The 24663-nt window shown below is 35.1% G+C and carries 26 protein-coding genes and 1 pseudogene; 17 read left to right on the forward strand and 10 right to left on the reverse strand.

Features of this window, described 5'->3' with window-relative positions:
- Window positions 1-30 precede the first annotated feature (30 nt).
- From OZP12_RS02395 to OZP12_RS02410, 4 genes are all read left to right on the forward strand, one after another.
- A complete protein-coding gene (locus tag OZP12_RS02395) occupies window positions 31-1065 on the forward strand; it encodes a VWA domain-containing protein (protein WP_281227458.1) in 1035 nt (344 codons plus the stop codon).
- Window positions 1066-1122: 57 nt separating this feature from the next.
- A complete protein-coding gene (locus OZP12_RS02400; RefSeq protein ID WP_281227459.1) occupies window positions 1123-1866 on the forward strand; it encodes a tetratricopeptide repeat protein in 744 nt (247 codons plus the stop codon).
- 110 nt (window positions 1867-1976) lie between these two features.
- Window positions 1977-3725 (forward strand): BatD family protein, encoded by a 1749-nt coding sequence (locus tag OZP12_RS02405; RefSeq protein WP_281227460.1) that lies wholly within the window; start codon window positions 1977-1979, stop codon window positions 3723-3725.
- A 60-nt stretch (window positions 3726-3785) separates the two neighbouring features.
- Complete coding sequence (locus tag OZP12_RS02410) at window positions 3786-4532, forward strand: tetratricopeptide repeat protein (RefSeq protein ID WP_281227461.1); 747 nt, start codon at window positions 3786-3788, stop codon at window positions 4530-4532.
- A 108-nt stretch (window positions 4533-4640) separates the two neighbouring features.
- Here the strand turns inward: OZP12_RS02410 and OZP12_RS02415 are convergent, their stop codons facing one another.
- Complete coding sequence (locus OZP12_RS02415; RefSeq protein ID WP_281227462.1) at window positions 4641-5141, reverse strand: CvpA family protein; 501 nt, start codon at window positions 5139-5141, stop codon at window positions 4641-4643.
- Between the two features lie 197 nt (window positions 5142-5338).
- Between OZP12_RS02415 and OZP12_RS02420 the strand changes: the two genes are divergently transcribed.
- From OZP12_RS02420 to OZP12_RS02430, 3 genes are all read left to right on the forward strand, one after another.
- Window positions 5339-5695, forward strand: coding sequence for a hypothetical protein (locus tag OZP12_RS02420; protein ID WP_281227463.1), 357 nt, complete (start codon window positions 5339-5341; stop codon window positions 5693-5695).
- A 101-nt stretch (window positions 5696-5796) separates the two neighbouring features.
- Window positions 5797-6816 carry a phenylalanine--tRNA ligase subunit alpha gene (pheS, locus tag OZP12_RS02425; protein WP_281227464.1) on the forward strand — a complete coding sequence of 340 codons (1020 nt, stop codon included), beginning with the start codon at window positions 5797-5799 and terminating at the stop codon, window positions 6814-6816.
- 286 nt (window positions 6817-7102) lie between these two features.
- A complete protein-coding gene (locus tag OZP12_RS02430) occupies window positions 7103-7510 on the forward strand; it encodes a hypothetical protein (protein ID WP_281227465.1) in 408 nt (135 codons plus the stop codon).
- Window positions 7511-7644: 134 nt separating this feature from the next.
- On the opposite strand, the gene OZP12_RS02435 is transcribed toward OZP12_RS02430, so the two are convergent.
- From OZP12_RS02435 to OZP12_RS02445, 3 genes are all read right to left on the reverse strand, one after another.
- Complete coding sequence (locus OZP12_RS02435; protein WP_281227466.1) at window positions 7645-8640, reverse strand: NAD(P)H-dependent glycerol-3-phosphate dehydrogenase; 996 nt, start codon at window positions 8638-8640, stop codon at window positions 7645-7647.
- Between the two features lie 292 nt (window positions 8641-8932).
- Entirely contained in the window at window positions 8933-10096 is a 1164-nt protein-coding gene (locus tag OZP12_RS02440) for an iron-containing alcohol dehydrogenase (protein WP_281227467.1), read from the reverse strand.
- Between the two features lie 100 nt (window positions 10097-10196).
- Entirely contained in the window at window positions 10197-10967 is a 771-nt protein-coding gene (locus OZP12_RS02445; RefSeq protein ID WP_281227468.1) for a type 1 glutamine amidotransferase domain-containing protein, read from the reverse strand.
- Between the two features lie 90 nt (window positions 10968-11057).
- Here OZP12_RS02445 and OZP12_RS02450 point away from each other — a divergent pair, with 90 nt between their 5' ends.
- The 7 genes from OZP12_RS02450 to OZP12_RS02480 all read left to right on the forward strand — a co-directional run bounded on the left by OZP12_RS02450 (window position 11058) and on the right by OZP12_RS02480 (window position 17192).
- Window positions 11058-11957, forward strand: coding sequence for a LysR family transcriptional regulator (locus OZP12_RS02450; RefSeq protein ID WP_281227469.1), 900 nt, complete (start codon window positions 11058-11060; stop codon window positions 11955-11957).
- Window positions 11958-12091: 134 nt separating this feature from the next.
- A complete protein-coding gene (locus tag OZP12_RS02455) occupies window positions 12092-12784 on the forward strand; it encodes an NUDIX hydrolase (RefSeq protein ID WP_281227470.1) in 693 nt (230 codons plus the stop codon).
- 75 nt (window positions 12785-12859) lie between these two features.
- Window positions 12860-13693: a ribose-phosphate diphosphokinase gene (gene prs, locus OZP12_RS02460; protein WP_281227471.1), complete on the forward strand. Its 834-nt coding sequence runs from the start codon at window positions 12860-12862 to the stop codon at window positions 13691-13693.
- Window positions 13690-14226, forward strand: a complete 537-nt coding sequence (ybiA, locus tag OZP12_RS02465; RefSeq protein ID WP_281227472.1) for a riboflavin biosynthesis intermediates N-glycosidase — start codon at window positions 13690-13692, stop codon at window positions 14224-14226. Before prs ends, ybiA begins: the two co-directional genes overlap by 4 nt.
- 8 nt (window positions 14227-14234) lie before the next feature.
- A complete protein-coding gene (locus OZP12_RS02470; protein ID WP_281227473.1) occupies window positions 14235-14744 on the forward strand; it encodes an O-acetyl-ADP-ribose deacetylase in 510 nt (169 codons plus the stop codon).
- A 4-nt stretch (window positions 14745-14748) separates the two neighbouring features.
- Window positions 14749-16221 (forward strand): nicotinate phosphoribosyltransferase, encoded by a 1473-nt coding sequence (locus OZP12_RS02475; protein ID WP_281227474.1) that lies wholly within the window; start codon window positions 14749-14751, stop codon window positions 16219-16221.
- Between the two features lie 230 nt (window positions 16222-16451).
- Window positions 16452-17192, forward strand: coding sequence for a hypothetical protein (locus tag OZP12_RS02480; protein WP_281227475.1), 741 nt, complete (start codon window positions 16452-16454; stop codon window positions 17190-17192).
- 5 nt (window positions 17193-17197) lie between these two features.
- On the opposite strand, the gene nadD is transcribed toward OZP12_RS02480, so the two are convergent.
- The 5 genes from nadD to OZP12_RS02505 form a co-directional block, all read right to left on the reverse strand.
- Entirely contained in the window at window positions 17198-17779 is a 582-nt protein-coding gene (gene nadD / locus OZP12_RS02485; RefSeq protein ID WP_281227476.1) for a nicotinate (nicotinamide) nucleotide adenylyltransferase, read from the reverse strand.
- 32 nt (window positions 17780-17811) lie between these two features.
- Window positions 17812-18129 (reverse strand): four helix bundle protein, encoded by a 318-nt coding sequence (locus tag OZP12_RS02490; protein WP_281229116.1) that lies wholly within the window; start codon window positions 18127-18129, stop codon window positions 17812-17814.
- Between the two features lie 79 nt (window positions 18130-18208).
- A complete protein-coding gene (gene gmk, locus OZP12_RS02495; protein WP_281227477.1) occupies window positions 18209-18784 on the reverse strand; it encodes a guanylate kinase in 576 nt (191 codons plus the stop codon).
- 52 nt (window positions 18785-18836) lie between these two features.
- A complete protein-coding gene (locus tag OZP12_RS02500) occupies window positions 18837-19697 on the reverse strand; it encodes a YicC/YloC family endoribonuclease (protein ID WP_281227478.1) in 861 nt (286 codons plus the stop codon).
- Between the two features lie 379 nt (window positions 19698-20076).
- Entirely contained in the window at window positions 20077-20427 is a 351-nt protein-coding gene (locus tag OZP12_RS02505; RefSeq protein WP_281227479.1) for an arsenate reductase family protein, read from the reverse strand.
- Window positions 20428-20501: 74 nt separating this feature from the next.
- Between OZP12_RS02505 and OZP12_RS02510 the strand changes: the two genes are divergently transcribed.
- Both OZP12_RS02510 and OZP12_RS02515 read left to right on the forward strand, forming a co-directional pair.
- Window positions 20502-20957: a DinB family protein gene (locus OZP12_RS02510; protein ID WP_281227480.1), complete on the forward strand. Its 456-nt coding sequence runs from the start codon at window positions 20502-20504 to the stop codon at window positions 20955-20957.
- Window positions 20958-21009: 52 nt separating this feature from the next.
- Window positions 21010-22158: pseudogene (locus tag OZP12_RS02515) on the forward strand (cystathionine gamma-synthase); the annotation flags it as partial.
- 39 nt (window positions 22159-22197) lie between these two features.
- On the opposite strand, the gene OZP12_RS02520 reads toward OZP12_RS02515, so the two are convergent.
- Entirely contained in the window at window positions 22198-22977 is a 780-nt protein-coding gene (locus OZP12_RS02520) for a THC0290_0291 family protein (RefSeq protein WP_281227482.1), read from the reverse strand.
- Window positions 22978-23251: 274 nt separating this feature from the next.
- On the opposite strand from OZP12_RS02520, the gene gdhA reads away from it, so the two are divergent.
- Window positions 23252-24595 (forward strand): NADP-specific glutamate dehydrogenase, encoded by a 1344-nt coding sequence (gdhA, locus tag OZP12_RS02525; RefSeq protein WP_281227483.1) that lies wholly within the window; start codon window positions 23252-23254, stop codon window positions 24593-24595.
- The last annotated feature ends 68 nt before the right edge of the window (window positions 24596-24663 follow it).

Raw genomic sequence — 24663 nt, forward strand, 5'->3', positions numbered from 1 at the left:
AAAATCGTTAATCAACAATCTAAAATTATTATGGAACTAGACGAACAAAAATATTTATACTTTCTTTTTATACTGCCGGTTGTGGCGGTACTTTTTCTATTTAATTTATATTGGAAAAGAAAAAAGCAACGTGAGTTTGGAGATTTGGAAGTTATCAAAAGACTTAGTCCCGAACGTTCTGTTTTCAAACCTTTCTTGAAATTGGCAGTTTTGCTTTTGGCTTTACTTGCTTTGATTTTAGGGTTGGTAAATCCAAAAATTGGTACCAAAGTTGAGACCGTAAAAAGAGAAGGAATCGATATTGTGTTTGCGATGGACGTATCCAAAAGTATGCTTTGTGAGGATGTTGCCCCAAGCCGTTTGGAAAAAAGCAAACAAATCGTATCGCAAATTATTAATCAACTCGGGAATGACCGAATTGGAATTGTAGCTTATGCAGGTAGCGCTTTTCCGGTTTTGCCGATAACGAGTGATTATAGCGTAGCCAAGATGTTTTTACAAAGTATGGGGCCAGAAATGGTTTCGTCACAAGGAACTTCATTGGATGACGCGATAAAATTATCGGGGACTTATTTTGATGATAAAAGTAAGACCAGCAAATTGATGATTATGATTTCGGATGGAGAAGACCATTCTGAAGGAGCAGAATCAGCAGCTGAAGAAGCCAAGAAGTTAGGAATGAAAATTGTTACAATTGGCGTTGGTACTGAAAAGGGAGGAACTATTCCTTTGAAAAGAAACGGAGTTGTAGAAAGCTACCAAAGAGATAACAATGGAGAAATAGTGGTGACCAAATTGAATCCAAATAGTTTGGCTACTATTGCAAAAATTACCGGTGGCGGTTATGTAAGCGGAAACAATACCAAAGAAGTGTTGGAATATATAAAAGCAACATTGGATAATATTCAAAAAACGGAATTTGAAGCTACTCAAATGGCCGATTTTCAATCACAATTTCAATGGTTTTTAGGGATTGGTTTTGTGTTATTGTTTTTGGATATTTTCTTTTTGGAAAGAAAAACAAGTTGGGTTAACAAATTAAATTTATTTAACGAGAATAAATAAAATAGCAAATCAAGGTAACTATAGTTAACAAATACTTTGAAAGGAACATTAATGAAAATGAAAAATAGAATTATATACTTACTACTATTGCTTTTAACTTTTGTGGCAAATGCCCAGGAGAAAGACAAGGTTTTGCCTGAAGCAAATGAGGAATATGTAGCAAAGAATTTTGTGGATGCCGAAGCGAATTATAGAATTTCACATTCTAAATTTCCGGGCAGAACGGTGGCTTTGTACAATTTAGGGAATTCTATTTATAGACAAAATCAATTTTCGGAATCCAAATTTGCGTACGCGAATGCTTTGAAAAGTTTGAAAACAAGAACCCAAAAACACAAAGCCTTCCATAATTTAGGTAATGTTTTCATGAAAGAGAAAGATTATACGCAAGCAGTGGCAGCCTATAAAGATGCTTTGCGAAATGATCCAACAGATGAAGAAACACGTTACAACTATGCTTTGGCCAAAAAAATGCTAAAAGACAATCCTCCTCCAAAAGACGATAAGAAAAAAGACAAAAACAAGGATAAGGATAAAGACAAGGACAAAAACAAAGATAAAAAGGACGATAAGAATAAGGATAAAGATAAAAAGGACGACAAAAAAGACGGTGATCAAAATAAAAAAGAGGATAAACCTAAAAATGATAAGGCACAGCCAAAACCAAAACCAGGAGATATGTCTAAACAGCGAACCGAAAATTTATTGGATGCTGTAAATAATGAAGAAAAGAAAATACAAGACAAGGTAAATGCCAATAAAATGAAAGGCGCTCCTAGAAAAGCGGAAAAAGATTGGTAAAATTAAAAACTGTTTAAAGGTTTAAAAGTTTAAGGTTGTTTAAACCGATATGACTCTTAAACCTTTAAACAATCATTAAACACTTAAACGAATTAACGATTAAAAAAAGAATGAAAAGATATTTAATTATATTCCTATTATGTTTTCAGGGACTTTTGGCTCAAGTGCAATTTGAGGCGAGGGTAAGCAAAACGACGCTTGGACTCAATGAGAGACTTCGTGTCGATTTTGTAATGAATATTGATGGAGATAATTTCGTGCAACCCTCATTTGATGGCTTTAGGATAATTGCTGGGCCAAGTCAGCAGGTAAGCCAGTCTTGGATAAACGGAAGAACATCTTTTGAAAAAAGTTACTCCTATTTTCTTTTGCCTAATCAAAAAGGAAATTTGGTTATCAAACAGGCAATGATTGAATACGATGGGAAAATTTACAAAACACAACCTATCAGAATCAATGTAACCGCAGCGACAGAGCAGCCTAAAGATCCGAATGATACTCAAATTTCTGCCGATGACAATTTGTATTTGGTTGCTGATATTTCGAATACCAATCCATATATAAACCAGCCAATTACAGTGGTTTATAAATTGTATTTCAGCAATTATATTGGAATTACAGGATTTAAGGAATTAGCCAAACCGAAGTATAATGATTTTTGGAACCAAAATATTGATATTAAAGAATTGGTTCCCGAAGTTGGAATGTTCAAAGGCGAACAGTACCGTTATGTTGTTTTGCGTAAAACGGTTTTATATCCACAAAAATCAGGAAAGTTGATGATAGAGCCACTTTCGCTGGATATTGGGGTAAGAATACCGACAGGTCGTAGAGATTATTTTGGAAGAGTTGAAACAGTTGATGACAATAAAAAAGTGTCCGCTGGTAGCAAAATGATTAATGTAAAACCATTGCCGGAAACTGGAAAACCAGTTGATTTTACAGGAGCTGTAGGGAAATTTGACTTTAGTGCTGTTCCATCTAAAACGACTTTGAAAAATGGGGAAAGCCTAGATTTGGTTTTGAGTGTGGTTGGAACTGGTAATTTAAAATTATTTACGTTACCAAAACCTGAAGTACCAAATGCTTTGGAAATGTACGATCCAGTGCATGATGAAAAAGTAAATACACCACTATCGGGAATGACTGGTAAAATATCAGATTCTTACACTATCATACCACAATACAAAGGAGATTATGTCATAAAACCAATGCATTTTTCGTATTTTGATTTAGGTACAGGATCTTATAGAACGATAAGTTCCAAAGAAATCAAAATAAGTGTTCTTGATGGACCTGCACAAACAGCTAATACACCAGCAGTGGCAAGCACAGGCAAAAACAGAATTGGAGGCATAGAGCAATTCCATTTTATTGATCTGCAAACAGATCTTGCAGCAAGGAATAAACCACCATTTTTTGGATCAAATAAATTTTATGGCTTATTGTTCTTGCCGTTTTTATTGCTACCTATAATTGTGTTGTTCAAAAAGAAAAAAGAAGCAATCGACAGTGATGTTTTTGGAAACCGAATCAAAATGAACAACAGGTTGGCCAAGAAATATTTGTCAGAAGCCAAAAAACAAATCAACAACAAAGAGCCGTTCTATGTTGCTTTGGAGAAAGCGATGCACAATTTCCTGAAAGCTAAGTTGCATATTGAAACTTCGGAAATGAGTAAAGACAATATTCGAGAATTATTGTTGTCCAGAAAAGTCAGCCCGGAATCTGTAGATCATTTTATTGCGCTTACAGAAAATTGTGAAATTGCTCGATATGCACCGTCTTCGAGTGCAACAATACAACACGATTTTGATAAAGCAGTAAGTATTATTTCAGAATTGGAAAAACAGATATAAGCTACTTAACAACTTAGAATCTCAGTTTTTCAGAAACTTAGAAACTTTACAAAAGAAGAAATGAAAAATATTTTATACATACTATTATTAATAACGCAAATTACCTTTGCCCAAGACGGTTTCAAAAAAGGGAATGATTTGTACCAAAACGCAAAGTATGCCGATGCAGCCAAAGCGTATGAAGCAGTTTTGGAAGCCAATCAGGAGTCGGCTGAATTGTATTTTAATTTGGGGAACTGTTATTATAAAATGCACCAAACAGCTAATGCGATTTATAATTACGAGAAAGCTTTGATTTTGGATCCTAATAACAAAGAAGCTCTAAACAATATAAAATTTGCTCAGAAGCAAACTATTGACGAAATCAAAGTAGTGCCAAAAGTAGGTTTTGCAAAATTGCTCAGAGATTTTACGGGAATTTATCCTTTTGAAACTTGGGCTTGGATTACCATAAGTTTTGCATTTTTATTCCTGTTGTTTTTTATGGGCTATTATTTTTATCAAACTGTAACAATAAAACGGGTTTTCTTTGTGGGAATGTTTGTGGTGCTATTATTTCTTCTAATGAGTATCTCAGCTGCTTTTTTTGAAAAAAGCCATTTTGACAATGAAAGACCTGCTATTGTTTTTGCCGAATCTGCTGATGTAAGGAGCGAACCTCAAAATGCAAGTGCAACTACCTTTGTGCTGCATCCAGGAACCAAAGTATATGTGGAAGAAACTTTAGGAAACTGGAAAAAAATTCAATTGACCGATGGGACTGAAGGCTGGATTGATAAACAAGCAATTAAAGAAGTGAAGGATTAGTGTTCAGTCTAAGCTGAATCTTTATTATAAAAACGCAGCCCATAGTTTCAAACTACGGGCTGCGTTTTTTATAGGAGAACCGATTACTAAATTATGCCAACTGGATATTTACTTCCTAGCTTTATCATACCATTTTTCGATAGAAGGGAAAACAAATCCTGCCGTTTTTTGAACTGGATTAAAGAAAATTGATTTGTCCAGCGTTTCTTTTTTAGCCAAAAAGTTATGGTAGTTTATTTTTTCGAAAATCGTAAAAAAGATACTGATAATCAAAATGGTTTTCAGCACTCTGAAAAAACCTCCACCAATCGTGTTTATCCAACCTAAATAAGCAAAATCGGCTATGTTGGTTAGGAATTTACCCATCATATAAATACCAACAACCACAAGAATAAATGTTAGGATAAAAGCAAATATCTGTATTGTGAAAGGATTCCAATGCAACCAACCTGATAAAATGCTTCTAAAAATATCTGAAAATTTTATGGCAATGTAAATACCCACAATAAGGGATACGAATCCTGCCAATTCTACAAAAAGTCCGTTTCGGATTCCTTTATAAAACGAATAACCTAATAATCCGCCGATGATAATGTCAAAAAAACTCATTTTTATATTTTAAAAATTAAAGCCGCAAAGATAAAAGAATTGGTTTGAATCGTCAGAAGAGAATAGAAAATAGAGAATAGAAAATAAAGAAGTCAAGGACGCAGTTGCTATCTTTGCCGAAATAATTCGATTTTATTTTTGTAAGTCTGAGAAATAAATCAGAAATCAGAAATCAGAAATCAAAAATCAAAAATCACATGTCAAGAGACACACAACTGAAAGAACGCTGGGAACGGCTTGTCGATATACTTTCGAATCAATTTTCGCAAGGCGAAGATTTGGATTTGGATGCCATTATTTATTTAATCGGAGTGCAGGAACTCGGACAAGTGCATCGTGAGTTCAAAAAAGACGAGAAACTCAATTTGATGCATATCGCCATCTGCCGATTATTGGAGCCTTACGGGTTTTATGAATTCGATTTTTTTGACGAAGATGGCTGGCCACATTATAAAGTAAAAGAACAATTGCCTCCCTTGAAGGCCGGAGAGCAATCTGTTTTGATGAAAGAAGCGATTGTCAATTATTTTCTTGAAAAGGAATTGATTAATTAATGATTTGAGGTTTTGGTTTAGATATATTGGAAAAACTTCCAACTTCTAACTCCTAACTTCTAACTTTTTCCTAAATTTGCAGACTCAATTACGGAATGAAAATGATAGACAAGATAAAAGAATATATTGGTGAAGCTCAGGCATTCTCCACTCAAAATACAGCAGAACTAGAAGCATTTAGAATAAAATTTCTAGGGAGCAAAGGTTTGTTAAAAGACCTTTTTGCCGAGTTTAAAAATGTTCCAAACGACCAAAAAAAGGAATTCGGACAAGTAATCAATTTACTTAAAACGTCAGCCGAAGACAAAGTGAAATCCATTCAGGAAGCCCTGGCAGACAAAGAAGAAGCCAAAGGAATCTACGGCGATTTGACCCGTACTGCCGAACCTTCAATTATTGGTTCGCGTCATCCTATTTCGTTGGTGAAAAACCAAATTATAGATGTCTTTTCAAATATCGGGTTCAACGTTTCCGAAGGCCCTGAAATCGAGGACGATTGGCATAACTTTACCGCATTGAACCTTCCGGAATACCACCCGGCGCGTGATATGCAGGATACCTTTTTCATTCAAACCAATCCCGATATTTTGTTGCGTACGCACACGTCATCGGTGCAGGTGCGTTACATGGAGAACAACAAACCGCCTATCCGTACCATTTCTCCGGGGAGAGTTTTCCGTAATGAGGCTGTTTCGTCGCGTTCACACTGTATTTTCCATCAGGTTGAAGGATTGTACATTGACAAGGACGTTTCTTTTGCCGATTTGAAACAGACACTTTTGTATTTCACCAAAGAAATGTTCGGGAAATCAAAAATCCGTTTGAGACCTTCTTATTTCCCTTTCACGGAGCCAAGTGCCGAAGTTGATATTTATTGGGGTCTAAAAACCGAAACCGATTATCGTATCACCAAAGGAACCGGTTGGTTGGAAATTATGGGTTGCGGAATGGTTGATCCAAACGTGCTTAAAAACTGCGACATCAACCCGGACGAGTACAACGGATTTGCATTCGGAATGGGAATCGAGCGTATCGCGATGTTGTTATACCAAATTGGCGACATCCGTATGTTTTATGAGAACGACGTACGTTTCTTAGAGCAATTCAAAGCAAGTATTTAAAAATTTAAGATTTTTGATTAACGATTTTTGATTTTAGAAGGACTTAAAAAAACGTTAATCATAATCAAGATAAGGAGCTATTTCCAGCTGTCCACTATATCTTTTATGCCGAACCCCGGCATAAAAGGATGTCGTTCCCATCTGGGCTAGGTCATTCTGCATTTAAGAAATTTAGTAATTAGCTATTTTATCCTGCAAGGTTTTTTTTAACCTTGTAGGTATAAATATAATAGTAAAACCTACAAGGTTAAAAAAAGACTTTGCTGGAGATTTAATTAAAAATCAAATGAAAAAAGATATCACCATCCCAGAAGTAGAAAACGTATTCTTAGCCGCGGTTCAGGAATGGAGCGACGATTTCATGGAAAAAGTATGGTATGCTTATTTAATAAACGATAGCGATTTTCAGCTTGACAGCGTTATGGTTGTTTCCAAAGCCTTTGGAACCATCGATGGCGAAATGAAAAAAACATCGTTGTTGCGCCATGCTTTTATGGAAGTTCCGGCCGTTTCGGTAGTGAAAATTGAGATGATCGAGAAAAGTGTATTGGCACTTAACAATGAGTTTATGGTAACCTATTTCATAGGAAACACATTATACGACAAAAAATTTATTTTCAAAGCCAACAGTATCAACGAAACAGATGTGGAGGAAGTTCCGCTTTTGTTTGTTGATGGAGTCATGGTGAAATAGAGAATAGAAGAAATAAGCAAGAGAATAGACTTTGTTGTAAACATAAAACAGAAAGAGTCAAGACTAATTAAATTTCGTCTTGACTCTTTTTTATGTTAAAGTCTATTTTTTTACTTCTTAATTCTAAAAAAATCTTAATCTAATTCCTCAGTCAGTTTTTTAAACACGGCTTTGGCTTCTTTCCCTTCATATAAAATACTGTAAACAGCATCGATAATTGGAGTTTTGGCGCCGTAACCCTGATTAAGTTTGTAGGCACTTTTTACTGCATAATAGCCCTCGGCAACCATGCTCATCTCCATTTGTGCCGATTTTACCGTGTATCCTTTCCCAATCATATTTCCGAACATCCTGTTTCTGGAAAAGATCGAATAACCCGTAACTAATAAATCGCCCAAATAAGCAGAATCATTGATGTTACGTTTCATTTTGTGCACTTTTTTGATGAATCTCTTCATCTCACGAATCGCATTACTCATAATCACCGACTGGAAATTATCGCCATAACCCAATCCGTGCGCAATCCCTGCAGCAATAGAATAAATGTTTTTCAGCATTGCGGCATATTCGGTACCAATAATGTCGTCAGAGATTTTGGCTTTGATATAATTTCCGGATAAATTTTTGGCAACAATACAGGCTTTGTCCGGGTCTCCGCAGGCAATTGTTAAATAAGAAAGTCTTTCCAGCGCAACTTCTTCAGCGTGACAAGGTCCAGTGATTACACCAATATTGTAATAAGGAATGTCGTATTTGTAATGAAAATGTTCCCCTACAATCAAACTGGTTTCTGGAACAATACCTTTTATGGCAGAAAAAATTATTTTGTCTTTTAGCGAAACCGTTAGTTTTTCTAGTTCGGCGTTTAGGAAAGCAGAAGGAATTGCAAATATGATATAATCGGCATAAGCGACTGCTTCATTAATATCGCTGGTAAGTTTTAATTTGTTGTTGTCAAACTCTACCGAGCTTAAGTAATTTGGGTTGTGTTTGTAAGCTTTGATATGTTCTATAGCAGATTCATTGCGCATATACCACGAAATCTCTGAAAGATTTACGCACAACATTTTAGCTATAGCAGTAGCCCAACTTCCACCACCAATTACAGCAAATTTTAAATTTTCGGTCATTATTTTATAAAATTTCACCAAAAGTACTTAAAAATATACCAATATCACAAATTAAATTTTCTGATAAGCCTTGGATTTATTGGACTTTGCAAAGTTTATGCCAAAAGAATATATTTTTTATATTTTTTTTTGATTTTATACAATATTAACGCAATACTTGCGTTGTAAATGATTATAAATAAAATGGTTAGAATTTAGTATGAATATTGAGTTAGTTAGTTTTGTTTTAGTATTTTAAAAGGCGTTCGTAGTGGTTAAGTGAACGCCTTTTTTTATAATACTAGTTCTATAATCAGTAACTCATCAAAACAATTTCTTTCACTTTTTCCAAAGTGATGTTTTGTTTCTCTCCTAAGGCTTTCCATCCTCTTTTTTCAAAACGGTCAACTATAAAATCGGCAGTTTTTTCAATCTTTTCTGCATTTTCAGAGAGTAAAGTTCTCATTCCCATTGCGTGGAAAAAAGCAGTTGTTTTTTCAATAGCTTTTGTGGCAATTTCGTCCTCAGTTCCCGTTAAATTAAACACTCGTTTACCATATTGAGCCAATTTCTCTTTTTTGGTTTCAAACATTACTTTGTATAAGTTTGGTCCAATTATTGCTAGTGTTCTGGCATGGTCAATTCCGTAAAGTGCTGTTAATTCGTGACCAATCATGTGTGTCGCCCAATCGCTTGGAACACCTTTTTGGATTAATCCATTTAATGCCATGGTACAGCTCCACATGAAATTGGATGCCAAAGCATAATCGGTTGGGTTTTCTGCTACATCTGGGCCAATTTGAATTAAGGTCTGCAAAATACTTTCGGCAATTCTGTCCTGCAGATAGCCTTCATGTACATAGGTAAGATATTGCTCTAGCACGTGGGTATAGGCATCGACAACGCCATTTTGTAATTGTCTTTTCGGTAGGGATGCAATAACGGTAGGATCGCAAATGGAAAATTTTGGAAATAAGGCCGAACCGCCAAAATCAAGCTTTTCCTGAGTAGCCGCAATGGTCACTACTGAACCCGAATTCATTTCGCTACCCGTTGCCGGTAAAGTCAAAACGGTACCAAACGGAATCACTTTAGCTCCTTCTTTGAAAAGTATTCTTTTTTTAAGAATGTCGATAGGATCTCCTTCAAAAAGAACGGCAGCCGAAATAAATTTCACCCCGTCAATAACGCTCCCTCCGCCAACCGCAAGAATAAAATCAATATTTTGCTCTCTGATAATTGCAACTGCTTTCATCAATGTTTCAAAATGCGGATTGGCTTCGATTCCGCCAAATTCTACAATATTGTATCCTTCCAGACTTTTGCGAACTTGCTCGTGAATTCCATTTTTAAAAATGCTTCCTCCGCCATAAGCGATAAGAATTTTGGCATTGGCAGGAATCAGTGTGTTTAATTTTTCTATTTGTCCCTTACCAAAAACCAATTTGGTAGGATTGTATAATTCGAAGTTTAGCATGATGTGTATTTTTTTAGAGACACTAAGTTACGAAGAAGCTAAGAATCTATTTTTTTTTAAATCTTAGAATCTTAGCTTCTCAGAATCTTAGCAACTTTAATTATTTTTTAGAATTCAATTGTACCAATAGTTTCTCGGCAACAAGTTTTGATGAAGCCGGATTTTGACCTGTGATTAATAAGCCGTCTTCTACTGCGTAAGGATGCCAATTTTCGGTTTTACTATAAATTCCTCCATTTGCCTGTAATACATCCTCCAATAAAAAAGGAACAATTTTGCTGAGTCCGACAGCTTCTTCTTCAGTATTGGCGAATCCTGTAATTTTTTTGCCTTTTACCAAAAATTCACCATTAATTTTTACATTTTTTAAAACGGCAGGAGCATGACATACAAATGCAACTGGTTTTTTATGGGTATAAAAGGACTCAATTAAAGCGACAGAGTTTTTATTTTCCACTAAATCCCAAAGCGGGCCATGGCCTCCTGGATAAAACACAGCGTCATAATCTGCTTGATTTACATCGGATAATTTTTTGGTGTTTTTTAGTTTTTCCAATAAAACTTTATCGGCGTCAAATCGTTTGGTGTCCTCGGTCGCCGATGAAGGATCGGCACTTTTTGGATCAATTGGAGGTTGTCCACCTTTTGGAGTGGCAATGTCGATAATTACTCCTTTGTCCAATAATGCATAATAAGGAGCAGCCAGTTCTTCGGTCCAAAATCCTGTTTTTTCTCCTGTGTTACCCAATTGATCGTGACTGGTAACTACGAATAATACTTTTTTCATCTTTTTGTTTTTTAGTTGTTGTGCTGTTGCCATAAAACTGCTTACAGTTAATGCCAAAATTGCTAATGCGGTTATTTTTTTCATGTTTTATTTTATTTGTTTCAGCAAATTTATGGCGAATGTGTTATTAGTAAAAATAATTTAAATTATGTTTGTGATAAAAATATTTATATCATGGTCAATCTTGAGTGGTACCGAACGTTTAAATCAGTTTATAAGAATGGTAATTTTTCTTTGGCTGCCAAAGAATTATTTATCAGTCAACCAGCTGTAAGTCAGCAGATAGTTATGTTGGAGGCACATGTAGGCTACAAGCTTTTTAATCGAAAGTCCAAAGGGGTTGAACCAACGGAATACGCTAAGTTACTCAATAATTTAATTATTGATGCATTGGATCGTTTGGAAAATGTAGAGAATGGTTTTAGGGCTAAAGCGTTTAATTCTAATAGGTTAATTTCGGTTGGAATTTCAAGACATTTGATGAGTAGTATTGGGAGTGCATTGGTCTCAAAATTTGATTTTATCGATTTTAGTTTTCATACCAACGATGCGTTATTTGATTTGGTAAATACCAAAAAATTGGATTTTGCTATAATGACCAAACAATTTGACACCTTTGATACGATTCAGAAGAAAGTGGGGGAAATTAAGCAAGTGATTGTCGGTTCGGCCAATCTTGATCTTTCTGATTTTGAATCAAAAAAGAAAAATCAAGATTATGTAGCTATTGAAAACTGGCTGAACGAGCAAAAATGGTACAGCCATGATGCGGGAATTCCACATATAAAATTGTTTTGGCTACATGTTTTCGCCAAAAAAAGGCCATCAATGGTTGCCAATTATATCATTCCATCCGAATATGAGATGCTTGAAATCCTTAGTAAAAATAGCGGAGTGGCCGTTACTTGGGATATCAATGCTAAAAATTTGGTCGAAGAAAAGAAGTTGCAGTTGATATGGAATAGCGATGAAATGCCAAGTACAGCTGTGTTTTTGTTGTCGGGGAAAAACAGTAATTTGAGTGCTGTTTTTGAGGATATAGAAAATGAGTTGAAAGCGGTTTTGGGGAGTTGATTTGGTTTTAAATTCTAAAAAGCGAACTATAAAAATTGTGTTTCATTCAATTAGATTTTCTTTAAGAATTTCCGAAATAAAGTTCAATCTGTAAAACTATTTTTATATTTGTGTAAATCATACGCATTTAATATATGAGTGAAAATCAGAATATCAGGGTTGCTGTTGATGCTATAGTTTTTGGCTATCAAAACAACCAACTCTATGTATTGTTAATTCAGCAAAAATTTGGAACCGAAAAATCTTATTGGGCTTTGCCTGGCGGTTTGGTGAAAAACGATGAATCTTTGCAGGACGCTGTAAAAAGGGAATTGAAAGAAGAAACCAACATTACGGTTAATTATTTTGAACAGCTTTTTACTTTTGGTGACGATGTATTTCGTGATCCTCGAAATCGGGTTATTTCGGTGGCTTATTTTGCCTTGGTGGATGCTGAAAAATTAAAGGTTATAGCTGATACGGATGCCGAAAAGGCGCAATGGTTTAAAATTGATGAGATTCCTCCCTTGGCTTTTGACCATACAATTATTTTGGGCAAGGCAATTAAACGCCTAAAAGCCAAACTTACTTACGAACCCATTGGATTTGATTTACTGCCTAAAGAGTTCTTGTTCTCTGAACTCGAAAATTTATACTGCACCATTTTGGAAAAAGAAATCGATCGAAGAAACTTTAGAAAGAAAATATTAAGCTTCGAAATTATTGAGGAAACAGATCGATTTTCTCCTGTTAAAAGTGGTAGACCCGCTAAATTATTTAGGTTTAAAAAGGAAAAATACAATGCTTTATTGGAGAAAGGTTTTCATTTCGAAATTAAGTTTGCGTAATTTTTACACAAAATAATTTGTAAGTTTAAATTTAATATTTATATTTGCGTATAATTAACGCAAAATAAAAAAATTATGATACTCAATTTAGATCCAAATTTCAAACCATTTACTACGGAGTCAGTAATCAGTTTTCAGAATTTTACTTTTTCAGGAGGTGAACCTCATATCAAAATAGAACCAAATTTTGATGTGACGCGAAAAGTCACCATTACCCACAGACTAAATTCATTCAATGATTTGGGATTATTGTGCATTGCCGTTGACGCGTTGCGCAGGATGGGTGTGAAAGACACGGAACTTTTTATTCCTTATTTTCCTGCCGCTAGACAGGATAGGGTTATGGTTAAAGGAGAACCGCTGTCTGTAAAAGTATATGCCGATATTATTAATGGAATGCAATTCAATAAAGTCTATGTTTTTGATGCGCATTCAGAAGTTACTCCAGCATTGGTAAATAATTGTGAAGTGATTCCAAATCATACTTTTATTGAAGCGGTTGTAAAAGCAATTGGAAACGATGTCAAATTGATTTCTCCAGATGGAGGTGCTTTAAAGAAGATTTACAAAGTTTCTGAATTTCTTGGCGGAGTTGAAGTGGTAGAATGCAGTAAAAGCCGTGATGTAAAAACAGGAAGATTGTCAGGCTTTAAAGTGTATAATGACGATTTGCAGGGCGCAGACTGTTTGATTGTAGATGATATTTGTGATGGAGGCGGAACATTTGTTGGACTAGCCGAAGAGCTGAAAAACAAGAATGCTGGAAAGCTGTATTTGGCGGTAAGCCACGGAATTTTCAATAAAGGATTTGAAGTTTTGGATTGTTTCGAAAAAATATTTACCACCAATTCATTCAAAGATTTTGAAGGAGAAAGTGTTGAAGTCATAGGATTAAGTCAATTGATATGAAATACAGTTTGGAAAAATTGATGGCTCAAAATAGTGAAAATAAATATGTTTTCTTTTGGGGACATCAGCCGTCAAAAGATGGAACCATTACGAAAACCTGTTTTAGTCAATGGTGGATTAGTCCATTTGTGGTAGAAGGCATAACTTATAAAACTGCAGAGCATTGGATGATGGCTAAGAAAGCAGAACTGTTTAATGATCAAGAAGTTTTAGAAAAAATAATTCAGGCAAATTCTCCGGCGGAAGCCAAAAAATTAGGAAGAGAAGTAAGGAATTATGTAGATTCCCTTTGGCTAAAGAACAGATTTGAAATAGTAAAACAGGGTAATTTTCATAAGTTCAGTCAAAATCCAGATTTAAAGGAATTTCTAATCAATACCAAAGAAAGAATTTTGGTCGAAGCCAGTCCGGTAGATTCCATTTGGGGAATTGGTATGGCAACAGATCATAAAGACAATAATAATCCAGAAAAATGGAGAGGATTAAATCTTTTGGGTTTTGCATTGATGGAAGTTAGGGATGAATTGAAATAAAATTAGAAATGAAAATCCAATTAATTAAAGGTGATATTACGAAAGTAGAAACCGAGGCAATAGTCAATGCGGCGAATACTTCATTGTTAGGAGGTGGGGGAGTTGATGGAGCGATTCATAGAGCCGGAGGCAAAGAAATCCTAGAAGAATGTGTCAAGATTCGAAGCAAACAAGGAGGATGTAAAGCAGGCGAAGCAGTAATTACAACGGCTGGAAATTTACCATCAAAATTTGTAATACACACAGTTGGGCCAGTTTGGAATGGAGACAAAGAGGAAAAGAAAATGTTGCTTGAAAACTGCTATAAAAATTGTTTGAAAATAGCTGAAGATAAACAGTTAAAGACAATTGCTTTTCCAAATATCAGTACGGGAATTTATCATTTTCCTAAAGATAAGGCAGCAGAAATAGCCGTCAAAACAGTAAAATCATTTCAATTTAATTTTATTGAAGAAGTGGTATTTGTGTGTTTCGACGATGAAAATTATGATTTATATAAAAAATTGACTAACAAATAAAATTATGAACCCATTATTATTAACAGATGGTTACAAAGTTGACCACAAAAGACAATACCCAGACGGAACTACATTAGTATATTCTAATTGGACTCCTAGAAAATCAAGGATTGAAGGCATTGACGAAGTTGTATTTTTTGGATTGCAGTATTTCCTTAAAAAATATATTATTCAAGATTTTGATCTGCATTTTTTCAAACAGCCAAAAGAAGTTGTTGTGAAAAAATATGCCCGCAGAATCAATAATTATTTGGGTGAAAACCAAGTAGGCACAAAACATATAGAGGATTTGCATGATTTGGGATATATTCCTATGGTTTTTAAGGCTTTGCCAGAAGGTGCCAGCGTGCCTGTCCGTGTGCCTATGTTCACAATGTACAATACAATTCCTGAGTTTTTTTGGCTGACCAATTATTTCGAAACACTGCTTTCTGCAATAATCTGGCTGCCTTGTAATTCGGCTACAATCGCAAAACAATATAGAAAAGTATTGGACAAATATGCCGAAGAAACTTCTTCAATGCCTGAATTTGTTGATTGGCAGGGTCACGATTTCTCGATGCGCGGCATGGGCTGTATCGAAGCGGCAGTAACATCGGCAGCTGGACATTTATTGAGTTTTACAGGTACTGATACGATTCCTGCAATTGATTTTTTGGAAGAATATTACAATGCCAATTCAGATACCGAATTAATAGCAGGTTCTGTTGCAGCAACCGAGCATTCCGTAATGTGTATGGGTACAACTAAAGGAGAATATGAAACTTTCAAAAGATTAATCTGTGAGGTGTATCCAAAAGGAATTGTTTCTATCGTTTCAGACACTTGGGATTTATGGAAAGTACTTACTGATTATTTGCCTCGATTAAAAAATCAAATAGTTTCCAGAGAAGGAAAAGTAGTCGTTCGTCCAGACAGCGGTGATCCGGTTGATATTATCTGCGGTAACCCAAATGGTAAAACTGAGCAGGAAAAGAAAGGGGTAATTGAATTGCTTTGGGATGTTTTTGGAGGTACAATAAATGAAAAAGGGTTTAAAGAATTAGTTCCTCAAATAGGAGCTATTTATGGAGACAGTATTACCGTGGCTAGAGCAACAGCCATTTGTGAACGATTGAAAACAAAAGGTTTTGCATCTACCAATGTAGTGCTTGGAATAGGTTCATTTACTTATCAATACAATACAAGAGACACTTTTGGATTTGCGATGAAAGCTACGTACGGAGAAGTAAACGGAGAAGGAAGAGCTATTTTTAAAGATCCAATTACGGATGACGGTACCAAAAAATCAGCCAAAGGATTAATGAAAATTGAATTGGCTGATGGCAGATATATTTTAAAAGATGAAGTGTCTTGGGAAGAAGAGCAAAAAGGAGAATTGAAAGAAGTTTTTAGAGATGGAAAACTTTTAATTGATTTAAGTTTATCTGAAATTCGAGATCAAGTCAAAAAGAATGTACCACAACTAACGTTATAAAAACTAATAGCCTAAATCAACTCGATTTAGGCTATTGTTGTTTCGTTGCCAACATAAATCCAATCATTCCGAATCGCTAAACAACTCTGATTCAGTTATGGACTTTGAATTTTTTTCTAAGTATATTTACAATTCGAATGAAAAAATATTAAAATATTGCTGCTATTTGTAAAATAAAAATTGACTAAATTCCTTTTCATCAGGACGAAAACAGTTTAAAAAATTAAAGAATGAAAAACGTAATTATTATACTTTTTGTGTTAATAGGTAATGGCATTTTTGCTCAAAATACAAATGAAGATGAAAAAGCTAAATTACTTTCGGAAGAAAAAAAATTGGATATTGAAACCGGAAAAATAATTGCAAATTATGATTTGTTTCCTACTGTCATTAAAACAAATATGCCTTTAGAGCACATTACTGCTAATAAAAAATGGAATCTAAAAGAACAAAAAAGTGAAAAATTTGCAAATGGGTATAAATACCTCAGATACAATTTTTCCATTTCTCCAATGAATCCAAAAGAGGGGAAACCGGAAGTCTCAGAAATCTTATTTGACACTAAAAATAAATTGACGGGATATGCATTTCTTTATATTGACGGAAACAAAAAAGAAAGAAATAAATCGGAATGCGATGCAGTATATAATGATATAAAAAACAAGCTTAAGAAAGAAATACATTTAAAAGCAAATGAATCATCTCAAAAGCAAAAATATCAAGGCGACAACGATAGTACTATGTATATCCATTTTTTCTATTATACAAGTAATGATTCTAACAATACATTGTTAGTCGCTTATCGTTTTAGAGAGTTTGCTTTTGATTCCTCAAAAAACATTGCGATTATTGAGGTTTTTAAATTGCCTGTTTCATTTGATAAAATAAATCAAAAAACACTTAGGTTTGTGTCAGATGAAATTAACGGATATAATAATATTTATAAAATGCTTAATGAAAATCTAAAATAATATTATTACTTCCTGTAAAAATTATTGTGGTCAATATAATCCCAGACTTTATTAGGTAACAAAGGCTGTACATTCTTCCCTTTTTTGACATTTTCTCTGATAGAAGTAGAAGATATTTCAACAACCGGAGCATCAATCAGATGAATTTTTGGGTGATTTTTCAGTTCCAAATTCTCCGATTCAGACGAAATGCGGGGATAAACATAAATGTTATGGTGTTCCAAAATCGCTTCATAATTTTTCCATTTGTGAAACGACTTCAAATTGTCTTCACCCATAATTAAGGAAAATTCATGATTGGGATATTTCTCTTCTAAATGAACCAATGTATTTACGGTATAATTGGGCTGCGGTAATTTGAATTCAATATCCGAAGGTTTTATTTTAGGAAAATCTTCGGTGGCGAGAAAAACCATCTGCAGACGATGGTGATCATCGAGCAAACTGCTTTTCTTTTTGAGCGGATTGTGCGGTGTAACAACCATCCAAACCTGATCCAAATCGGAATGTTCTGCCATGTGATTGGCTATGATAAGATGCCCAACATGTATGGGATTAAACGTTCCGAAATAAAGTCCGATTTTCATTGACTTAGTAACTAGTGATTAGTAAAAAGTAATTAGTTTTTGAGGGTTTTAGAAAAAGCATTAATCATTTTAGACTCTTCTTCTATTTGATTTAAAATCTCTTTATACAAAGTCTGATCTGTTATAAAACCAAGTTCATTGGCAATTAATAATTGAGTTTCAATTTCGAACAATGAGCCTCTTGAAATATCTAAAAAATGACTAAATGATTTGTCCGTATTTCTTCCATAGCCTTCAGCAATATTAGAAGGAATTGAGATTGAAGCTCTTTTTAGCTGACTTGTCAGGGCATATAATTCTTCTTGAGGAAATGATTTTACCAACTGATAGACTAAATAGACAATTTTAATTCCTTTTTGCTAAATTAATAAATCTTTATATGATTTTATTTCTCCCATTTTAAGTTAATTACTAGTCACTCTTTACTAATCACTCTTTAGAAACAAAATCCTTTACCAATTGATGTGCTTCTTCAAGAGCTACAGCTAAATCATAATTTTTGATAATTACATCAAATTGTGGTGCAGTGGCCAGTTCTACCGAAGCCTTTGCGATTCGCATATTGATTTTGTCTTCGCTTTCGGTGGAGCGTTCTTTTAGTCTTCTTTTAAGTTCATCAACACTTGGTGGTTTTACAAATACTGCCAAGGTTTCTTCAGGGAATTTGTGTTTGATACGCAAACCGCCGGCCACATCAATATCAAAAATGACATTTTTACCTAAAGCCCAAATACGCTCTACTTCGCTTTTTAGCGTACCGTAAAAATTATCGCGATACACTTCTTCCCACTCTACAAAATCTTCAGCTCGGATATGATTTTTAAACTCTGCCAAAGACATAAAGTAATAATCCTTTCCGTTTACTTCTTCACCGCGGGCTTCACGCGTCGCAGCCGAAATGGAAAATTCCAAATTCAAATCTTCCTGTTTTAATAAATGTCTAACTATAGTGGTTTTCCCAGATCCTGATGGTGCCGAGAATACGATTAATTTTCCTTTTTTCATTTGTATTATTTGAATGTAGAGACGCGATTAATCGCGTCTTTATGCATAGTAATTACAATACATTTAGTACCTGCTCCTTGATTTTTTCCAATTCGTCTTTCATCTGAACCACTAATTTTTGCATTTGGGCATGGTTAGATTTGGAACCCATAGTGTTGATTTCTCGACCCATTTCCTGCGTAATGAATCCAAGTTTTCTACCGTTGGCTTCCGTTCCGTTGATGGTTTCAAGGAAATAATCCAAGTGATTCGTCAATCGGACTTTTTCTTCGGTAATATCAAGTTTTTCTAAGTAATAAATCAATTCCTGCTCAAAACGATTTTCATCAACATTTACTTTCAGTTCGGAAATGGCAGTTTGCAGACGGTCTTTAATCGCCTGAACACGTTCCGGATCCAGTTCCAAAGCCTCGTTCATAAACTGACGAATGTTTGCGATGCGCAATTGGAATTCATTTTCCAAAGACAAACCTTCGTCTCTACGGAAATTTAAGATATTCTGCAATGCCTCTTCAATGGCAGTTTGAATTTGAGCCCAATCATTTTCGTCGATTTCCTCACGTTCAATTTTCATCGTGTCTGGCATGCGCACGGCCATTTTCATCAATTCGGTTTCATCTGCATCGGCATAAACCTCTCGCAACTGACTGATGTATGCTTTTACGATAGGCACATTGACTTTGGTCGAAGTCTGTTCGGCGGTACTTTCGATAAAAATCGAAAAATCCACTTTCCCTCTCTCCAGTTTCAGGGCGATTTGGTTACGCAAACCCAGTTCCATTTCGCGGTACAGCGAAGGCATTCGCACATTCAAATCCAAACCTTTACTGTTCAGGGATTTTACTTCTACCGTAATTTTTTTGGTTGGCAATTGCAAAGTCGCTTTACCAAAACCAGTCATCGATTGTATCATATATTTTTATAAAAGTGTTCAAAGATAAGAAAAAAGTGGTCAGTGCTCCGTTTTTAGTAATCAGTGTGTCACAACATAGATTTTTTTCATCGATTTTTAAAGAAGATAGAATTGATTGTTTTTTGGAGCAGAAAGATTGGGTATTTTTAGGAGGCATTGGTCCCGCTTTTCGTTACAATCTTGTGGGCTTCCCGATAGCTATCGGGACCAGCCCACAAGGATTTCCACTGCAAACGAAGTTCACTGAATTCCTATAAAAATAAAAGTATAGTGAAGTAATCGGGGCTAAAGACAAACATTTGTGATTTTTTGCAGGCACTACAGACCTAACATGTTTCAAAAACCTGTTAGGTCTTGGTAAAAGATCAAAATAATCACATTAGCCTAATACCTTCAATACCTCCTGAACATTTTTCTGTGAATTGCCGATGTATATTTTATCATCAATAATAAAAACCGGACGGCTCAAGAACGTATAATGCTCCAAAATATATTTTTTATAATCGTCTTCGGTAAGGGATTTGTTCTTTAAATCCATCGATTTGTACAATTGCGCTTTTCTGCTGAAAAGAGCTTCGTAACTTCCCGAAAGTTTATGCATTTCTTCGAGTTCTTCAACGCTGATAGGATTTTGCTTAATGTCATGAAACGCTAAATTATGACCTTCAGGTAGTGATTTTATTATTTTTCGGCAAGTATCGCACGAAGCGAGATAGTATATTTTGTTCATTTTGTAGTATTTTCTAGATGCAAAGGAAAACATTTGATGTTTAAAATGTTTAATTTTATGCAAAAATTAAAATTATGCAAGATACATTTGAAGTTGCCAGAACAGCAAGAAGGATGCTGAATTCTTATTTTGAAAATTACTCATTGGAACAATTGAATAAAATTCCGGAAGGATTCAACAACAGTTTATTTTGGAATATTGCGCACGTCGTGGTGACACAACAATTATTGGTTTATAAATTATCAGGTTTGCCAATGGCAGTCTCTGATGAATTGGTTGAAAAATACCGTAAAGGAACCAAACCAGAACAAGATGCTACCCAAGAAGAAGTAGATTTGATAAAATCATTAGTGTTCAATACTGTTGATCAATTAGAAGCTGACTATAATAATGGTGTTTTCAAGAACTATCAGGAATATCCAACTTCTACAGGATTTATTTTGAAAAGTGCAAAAGGAGCCATTGATTTCAACAATTTTCACGAAGGATTACACCTTGGGGTATTGATGAGTATTAGAAAATATGTTTAGGCTCATTGTAAAAGAATAAAATTAGAAGGGTTGACAAAAATCAAAAAGTAAGACAATGAAATTCAATACCAAAGTAATTCACGGAGGGCAGCATCACGACCCAAGTACGGGAGCAGTGATGCCTCCCGTTTATCAAACATCGACTTTTGTACAGACAAGTCCGGGAAAACCTTTGAATCCGGATTATGAATACAGCCGTGCGGCAAACCCGACGCGAACAGCTTTGGAAGATGCTTTGGCGAGTATCGAAAACGGAACTCGCGGATTGGCGTTTTCATCAGGACTTGCAGCTACCGATTGTGTTTTGCGATCCTTTAAAGCTGGTGACGAAATCATCGCGATGGACGATTTATATGGTGGCACTTACCGCATGTTTACCCGAATTTATAAAGACAGCGGCATCGTGTTTCATTTTGTGGACATGAATGATTTGGATAATTTCAAGTCGCTGATTAATGAAAATACCAAAATGGTTTGGGTGGAAACACCCACGAATCCTTTAATGAAACTAGCCGATATTGAAGAGATTGCCAAAATAACTAAAGCCAATAATATTCTTTTTGCAGTCGATAACACTTTTGCGACACCTTATTTGCAAAAACCTTTGGATTTGGGTGCTGATATTGTGATGCACTCGGCTACTAAATATTTGGGAGGACATTCGGATGTGATTGCCGGGGCTTTGATTGTAAAAGATGAAGCTTTGGGTAAACAATTACATTTTCAACAATTTGCCACAGGCGCGACTTTGGGGCCAATGGACAGCTTTTTGGTATTAAGAGGAATAAAAACGTTGCATCTGCGAGTTCAGAGACATTGTGAAAATGGAGCCAAAGTTGTTGAATTTCTGAGCAATCATCCTAAAATAAAAACCGTTTATTATCCGGGATTACCAAATCATCCTTATCACGAAATTGCAAAAAAACAGATGAGTGGTTTTGGAGGAATGGTTTCTTTTACGTTTGTATCAGGGAAAAAGGAAGAGGCTGTGAAGTTTTTAGAAAGGCTGAAAGTATTTACTTTGGCAGAATCTTTGGGAGGTGTTGAATCATTAGCAAATCATCCCGCCTTAATGACCCATGCTTCCATTCCTGAGGATAAGCGAAAAGAAGTCGGAATTACCGATGACTTGGTTCGTCTGAGCGTTGGAATAGAAGACGTCGAAGATTTAATTGCCGATTTGAATCAGGCATTAGCATAAAAAAAACTCCCAACTTGAATATAGTTGGGAGTTTTTTTATTAGTTATTTAAATAAAGAATATAACCTACACCGACAAAAGTGAGCCAGTCATTGCTTTTATTTTCTTTGTATAAATCTTTATTGGGATTAAGGCCATCAACCCAATCAGAAGCAAAATATTGCACTCTAGTATCCAAAACAAGATCAGATAATGATGTTAATTTGTAGCGAATACCCATATTTAGAGCTGCCGAAAACACGGTCTTACTTTCATTCGAATACCCGTTAGGATGTCCATCAGAAGGGACTAAATATTTTACAGGAGTGGTAAGAGGAGTACCTATGTCTCCCATAGTGGACCACGCTTTGGCGTTATAATAGCTGAATTGTGGCCCTATTGCAACATAAGGTGCCCAACTACCAATCTCTCTTTCAAAATCGTGGATGTTTTTGAAACTATATTCGAGTTGAAAGCCTGCACTAAACAATTGTGTAGAACCTCTCATCGCTTGGAGTTGTTTGGATGTAAAACTGTTTTTTTCAACCCAATCACCGTAGTGTTGTAATTTAGATTCGTTATAGGATATTTCAGATCTTATTTTGAAATGCTCTTTGAAATATTCATTCAAATTGTCATAATAAGAAAACCCCATATAATCGAAAACTGAAATTCCGAATCCCATATTGTCAATATTCGTTTCTATGTCATTTCGTTGTCCATAATCAGATCGAAATTCAATTCTACCGGTTATGACGCCAATTTCATGTGCAACTTGTGAAAAGGAAAAAAGGGGCGTTATTATTAATAAAAATATTGTAAAAATTTTAAATTTGGCCATAGGTTGGTTGGTATTTTCAAAAAACAAAGATATAAAAACTAGTAGTATAGAGAATTATTATCTTAAAATAAATAAACAGGAATATTATTCTTATTTTTAACAATACTATATCGATTTCGTAAAAAGAATACTCCATGTGTCAGATTTTTTTATAAATGGTTACTAAAAAGATAATTCTGTCACAATTAAGCACAAAAAAGTTAAAATATTTTAATCAAGGTGTATCTTTGTACAACTAACTAAAACATTTTTGAAACATTTATAATTAATAATTATGTCACAAAGTATTACAAATTTTATAGAATCAGTTGCCAAAAAAAATCCGAACGAACCGGAATTTCTTCAAGCGGTTACTGAAGTTGCCGAAACAGTAATTCCTTTTATTGAAGAAAATAAAAAATACCAAAACAAAATGATTTTGGAAAGAATGGTAGAGTCAGATCGTATCATTATGTTCCGCGTTGTTTGGGTAGATGATAAAGGGGAGACGCAAGTGAACAGAGGATATCGTATTCAGATGAATTCGGCTATCGGGCCATACAAAGGGGGAATTCGTTTCCATCCTTCAGTAAATTTGAGCATTTTGAAGTTCTTGGCTTTTGAACAAACTTTCAAAAACAGTTTGACTACATTGCCTATGGGTGGTGGAAAAGGAGGAGCTGATTTTGATCCAAAAGGAAAATCAGATAATGAAGTAATGCGTTTTTGCCAATCCTTTATGACAGAATTATCAAAACATATTGGTGCAGATACTGACGTTCCAGCTGGGGATATTGGTGTAGGTGCCAGAGAAGTTGGATACATGTTTGGTCAATACAAAAGATTGGTAAATGAATTTACCGGGGTTTTAACCGGAAAAGGAATTTCTTTTGGTGGATCATTAATACGTCCGGAAGCTACAGGATACGGAGATGTATATTTTGCACAAAGTATGTTGGCTACCAAAGGAGAAAGCTTTGAAGGAAAAACAGTAGTGATCTCCGGTTCTGGAAATGTAGCTCAATATGCAGCCGAAAAAGTAATCCAATTGGGTGGAAAAGTAGTAACTATGTCGGATTCTGCTGGATATATCTATGATGCCGATGGTATAGATGCCGATAAGTTGGCTCACATAATGCAAATTAAAAATGAACTGAGAGGAAGAATCAGCGATTATGTTGCAAAATATCCAAATGCAAAATATGTGGCCGATAAACGTCCTTGGGAAGTAAAATGTGATGTTGCTTTGCCTTGTGCAACTCAAAATGAATTGAACGAAGAAGAGGCCAAAACACTTATTGCCAATGGTTGTATCTGTGTTGCCGAAGGTGCAAATATGCCTTCTACGCCAGAAGCTATTCATGTTTTCCAAAAAGCCAAAATTTTATTTGCTCCTGGAAAAGCTTCAAATGCTGGTGGAGTAGCAACTTCAGGGCTTGAGATGTCACAAAACTCATTGCGTTTGAGCTGGACTTCGGAAGAAGTGGACGAAAGATTAAAAATGATCATGAAAGACATTCACGCTTCATGTGTGAAATATGGTGCCGATGAAACTGGTTATGTTGACTATGTAAGAGGTGCTAATATCGCTGGATTTGTAAAAGTTGCCGATGCAATGCTTGCTCAAGGAGTGGTATAAAGATTATGGAATTCAGATTTTAGAATTCAGAAATATTATAAAAAAAGCCTTTTTTCTGTAAAGATTAA

The organism is Flavobacterium aquiphilum, assembly GCF_027111335.1.
Classification (GTDB): Bacteria; Bacteroidota; Bacteroidia; order Flavobacteriales; family Flavobacteriaceae; genus Flavobacterium; species Flavobacterium aquiphilum.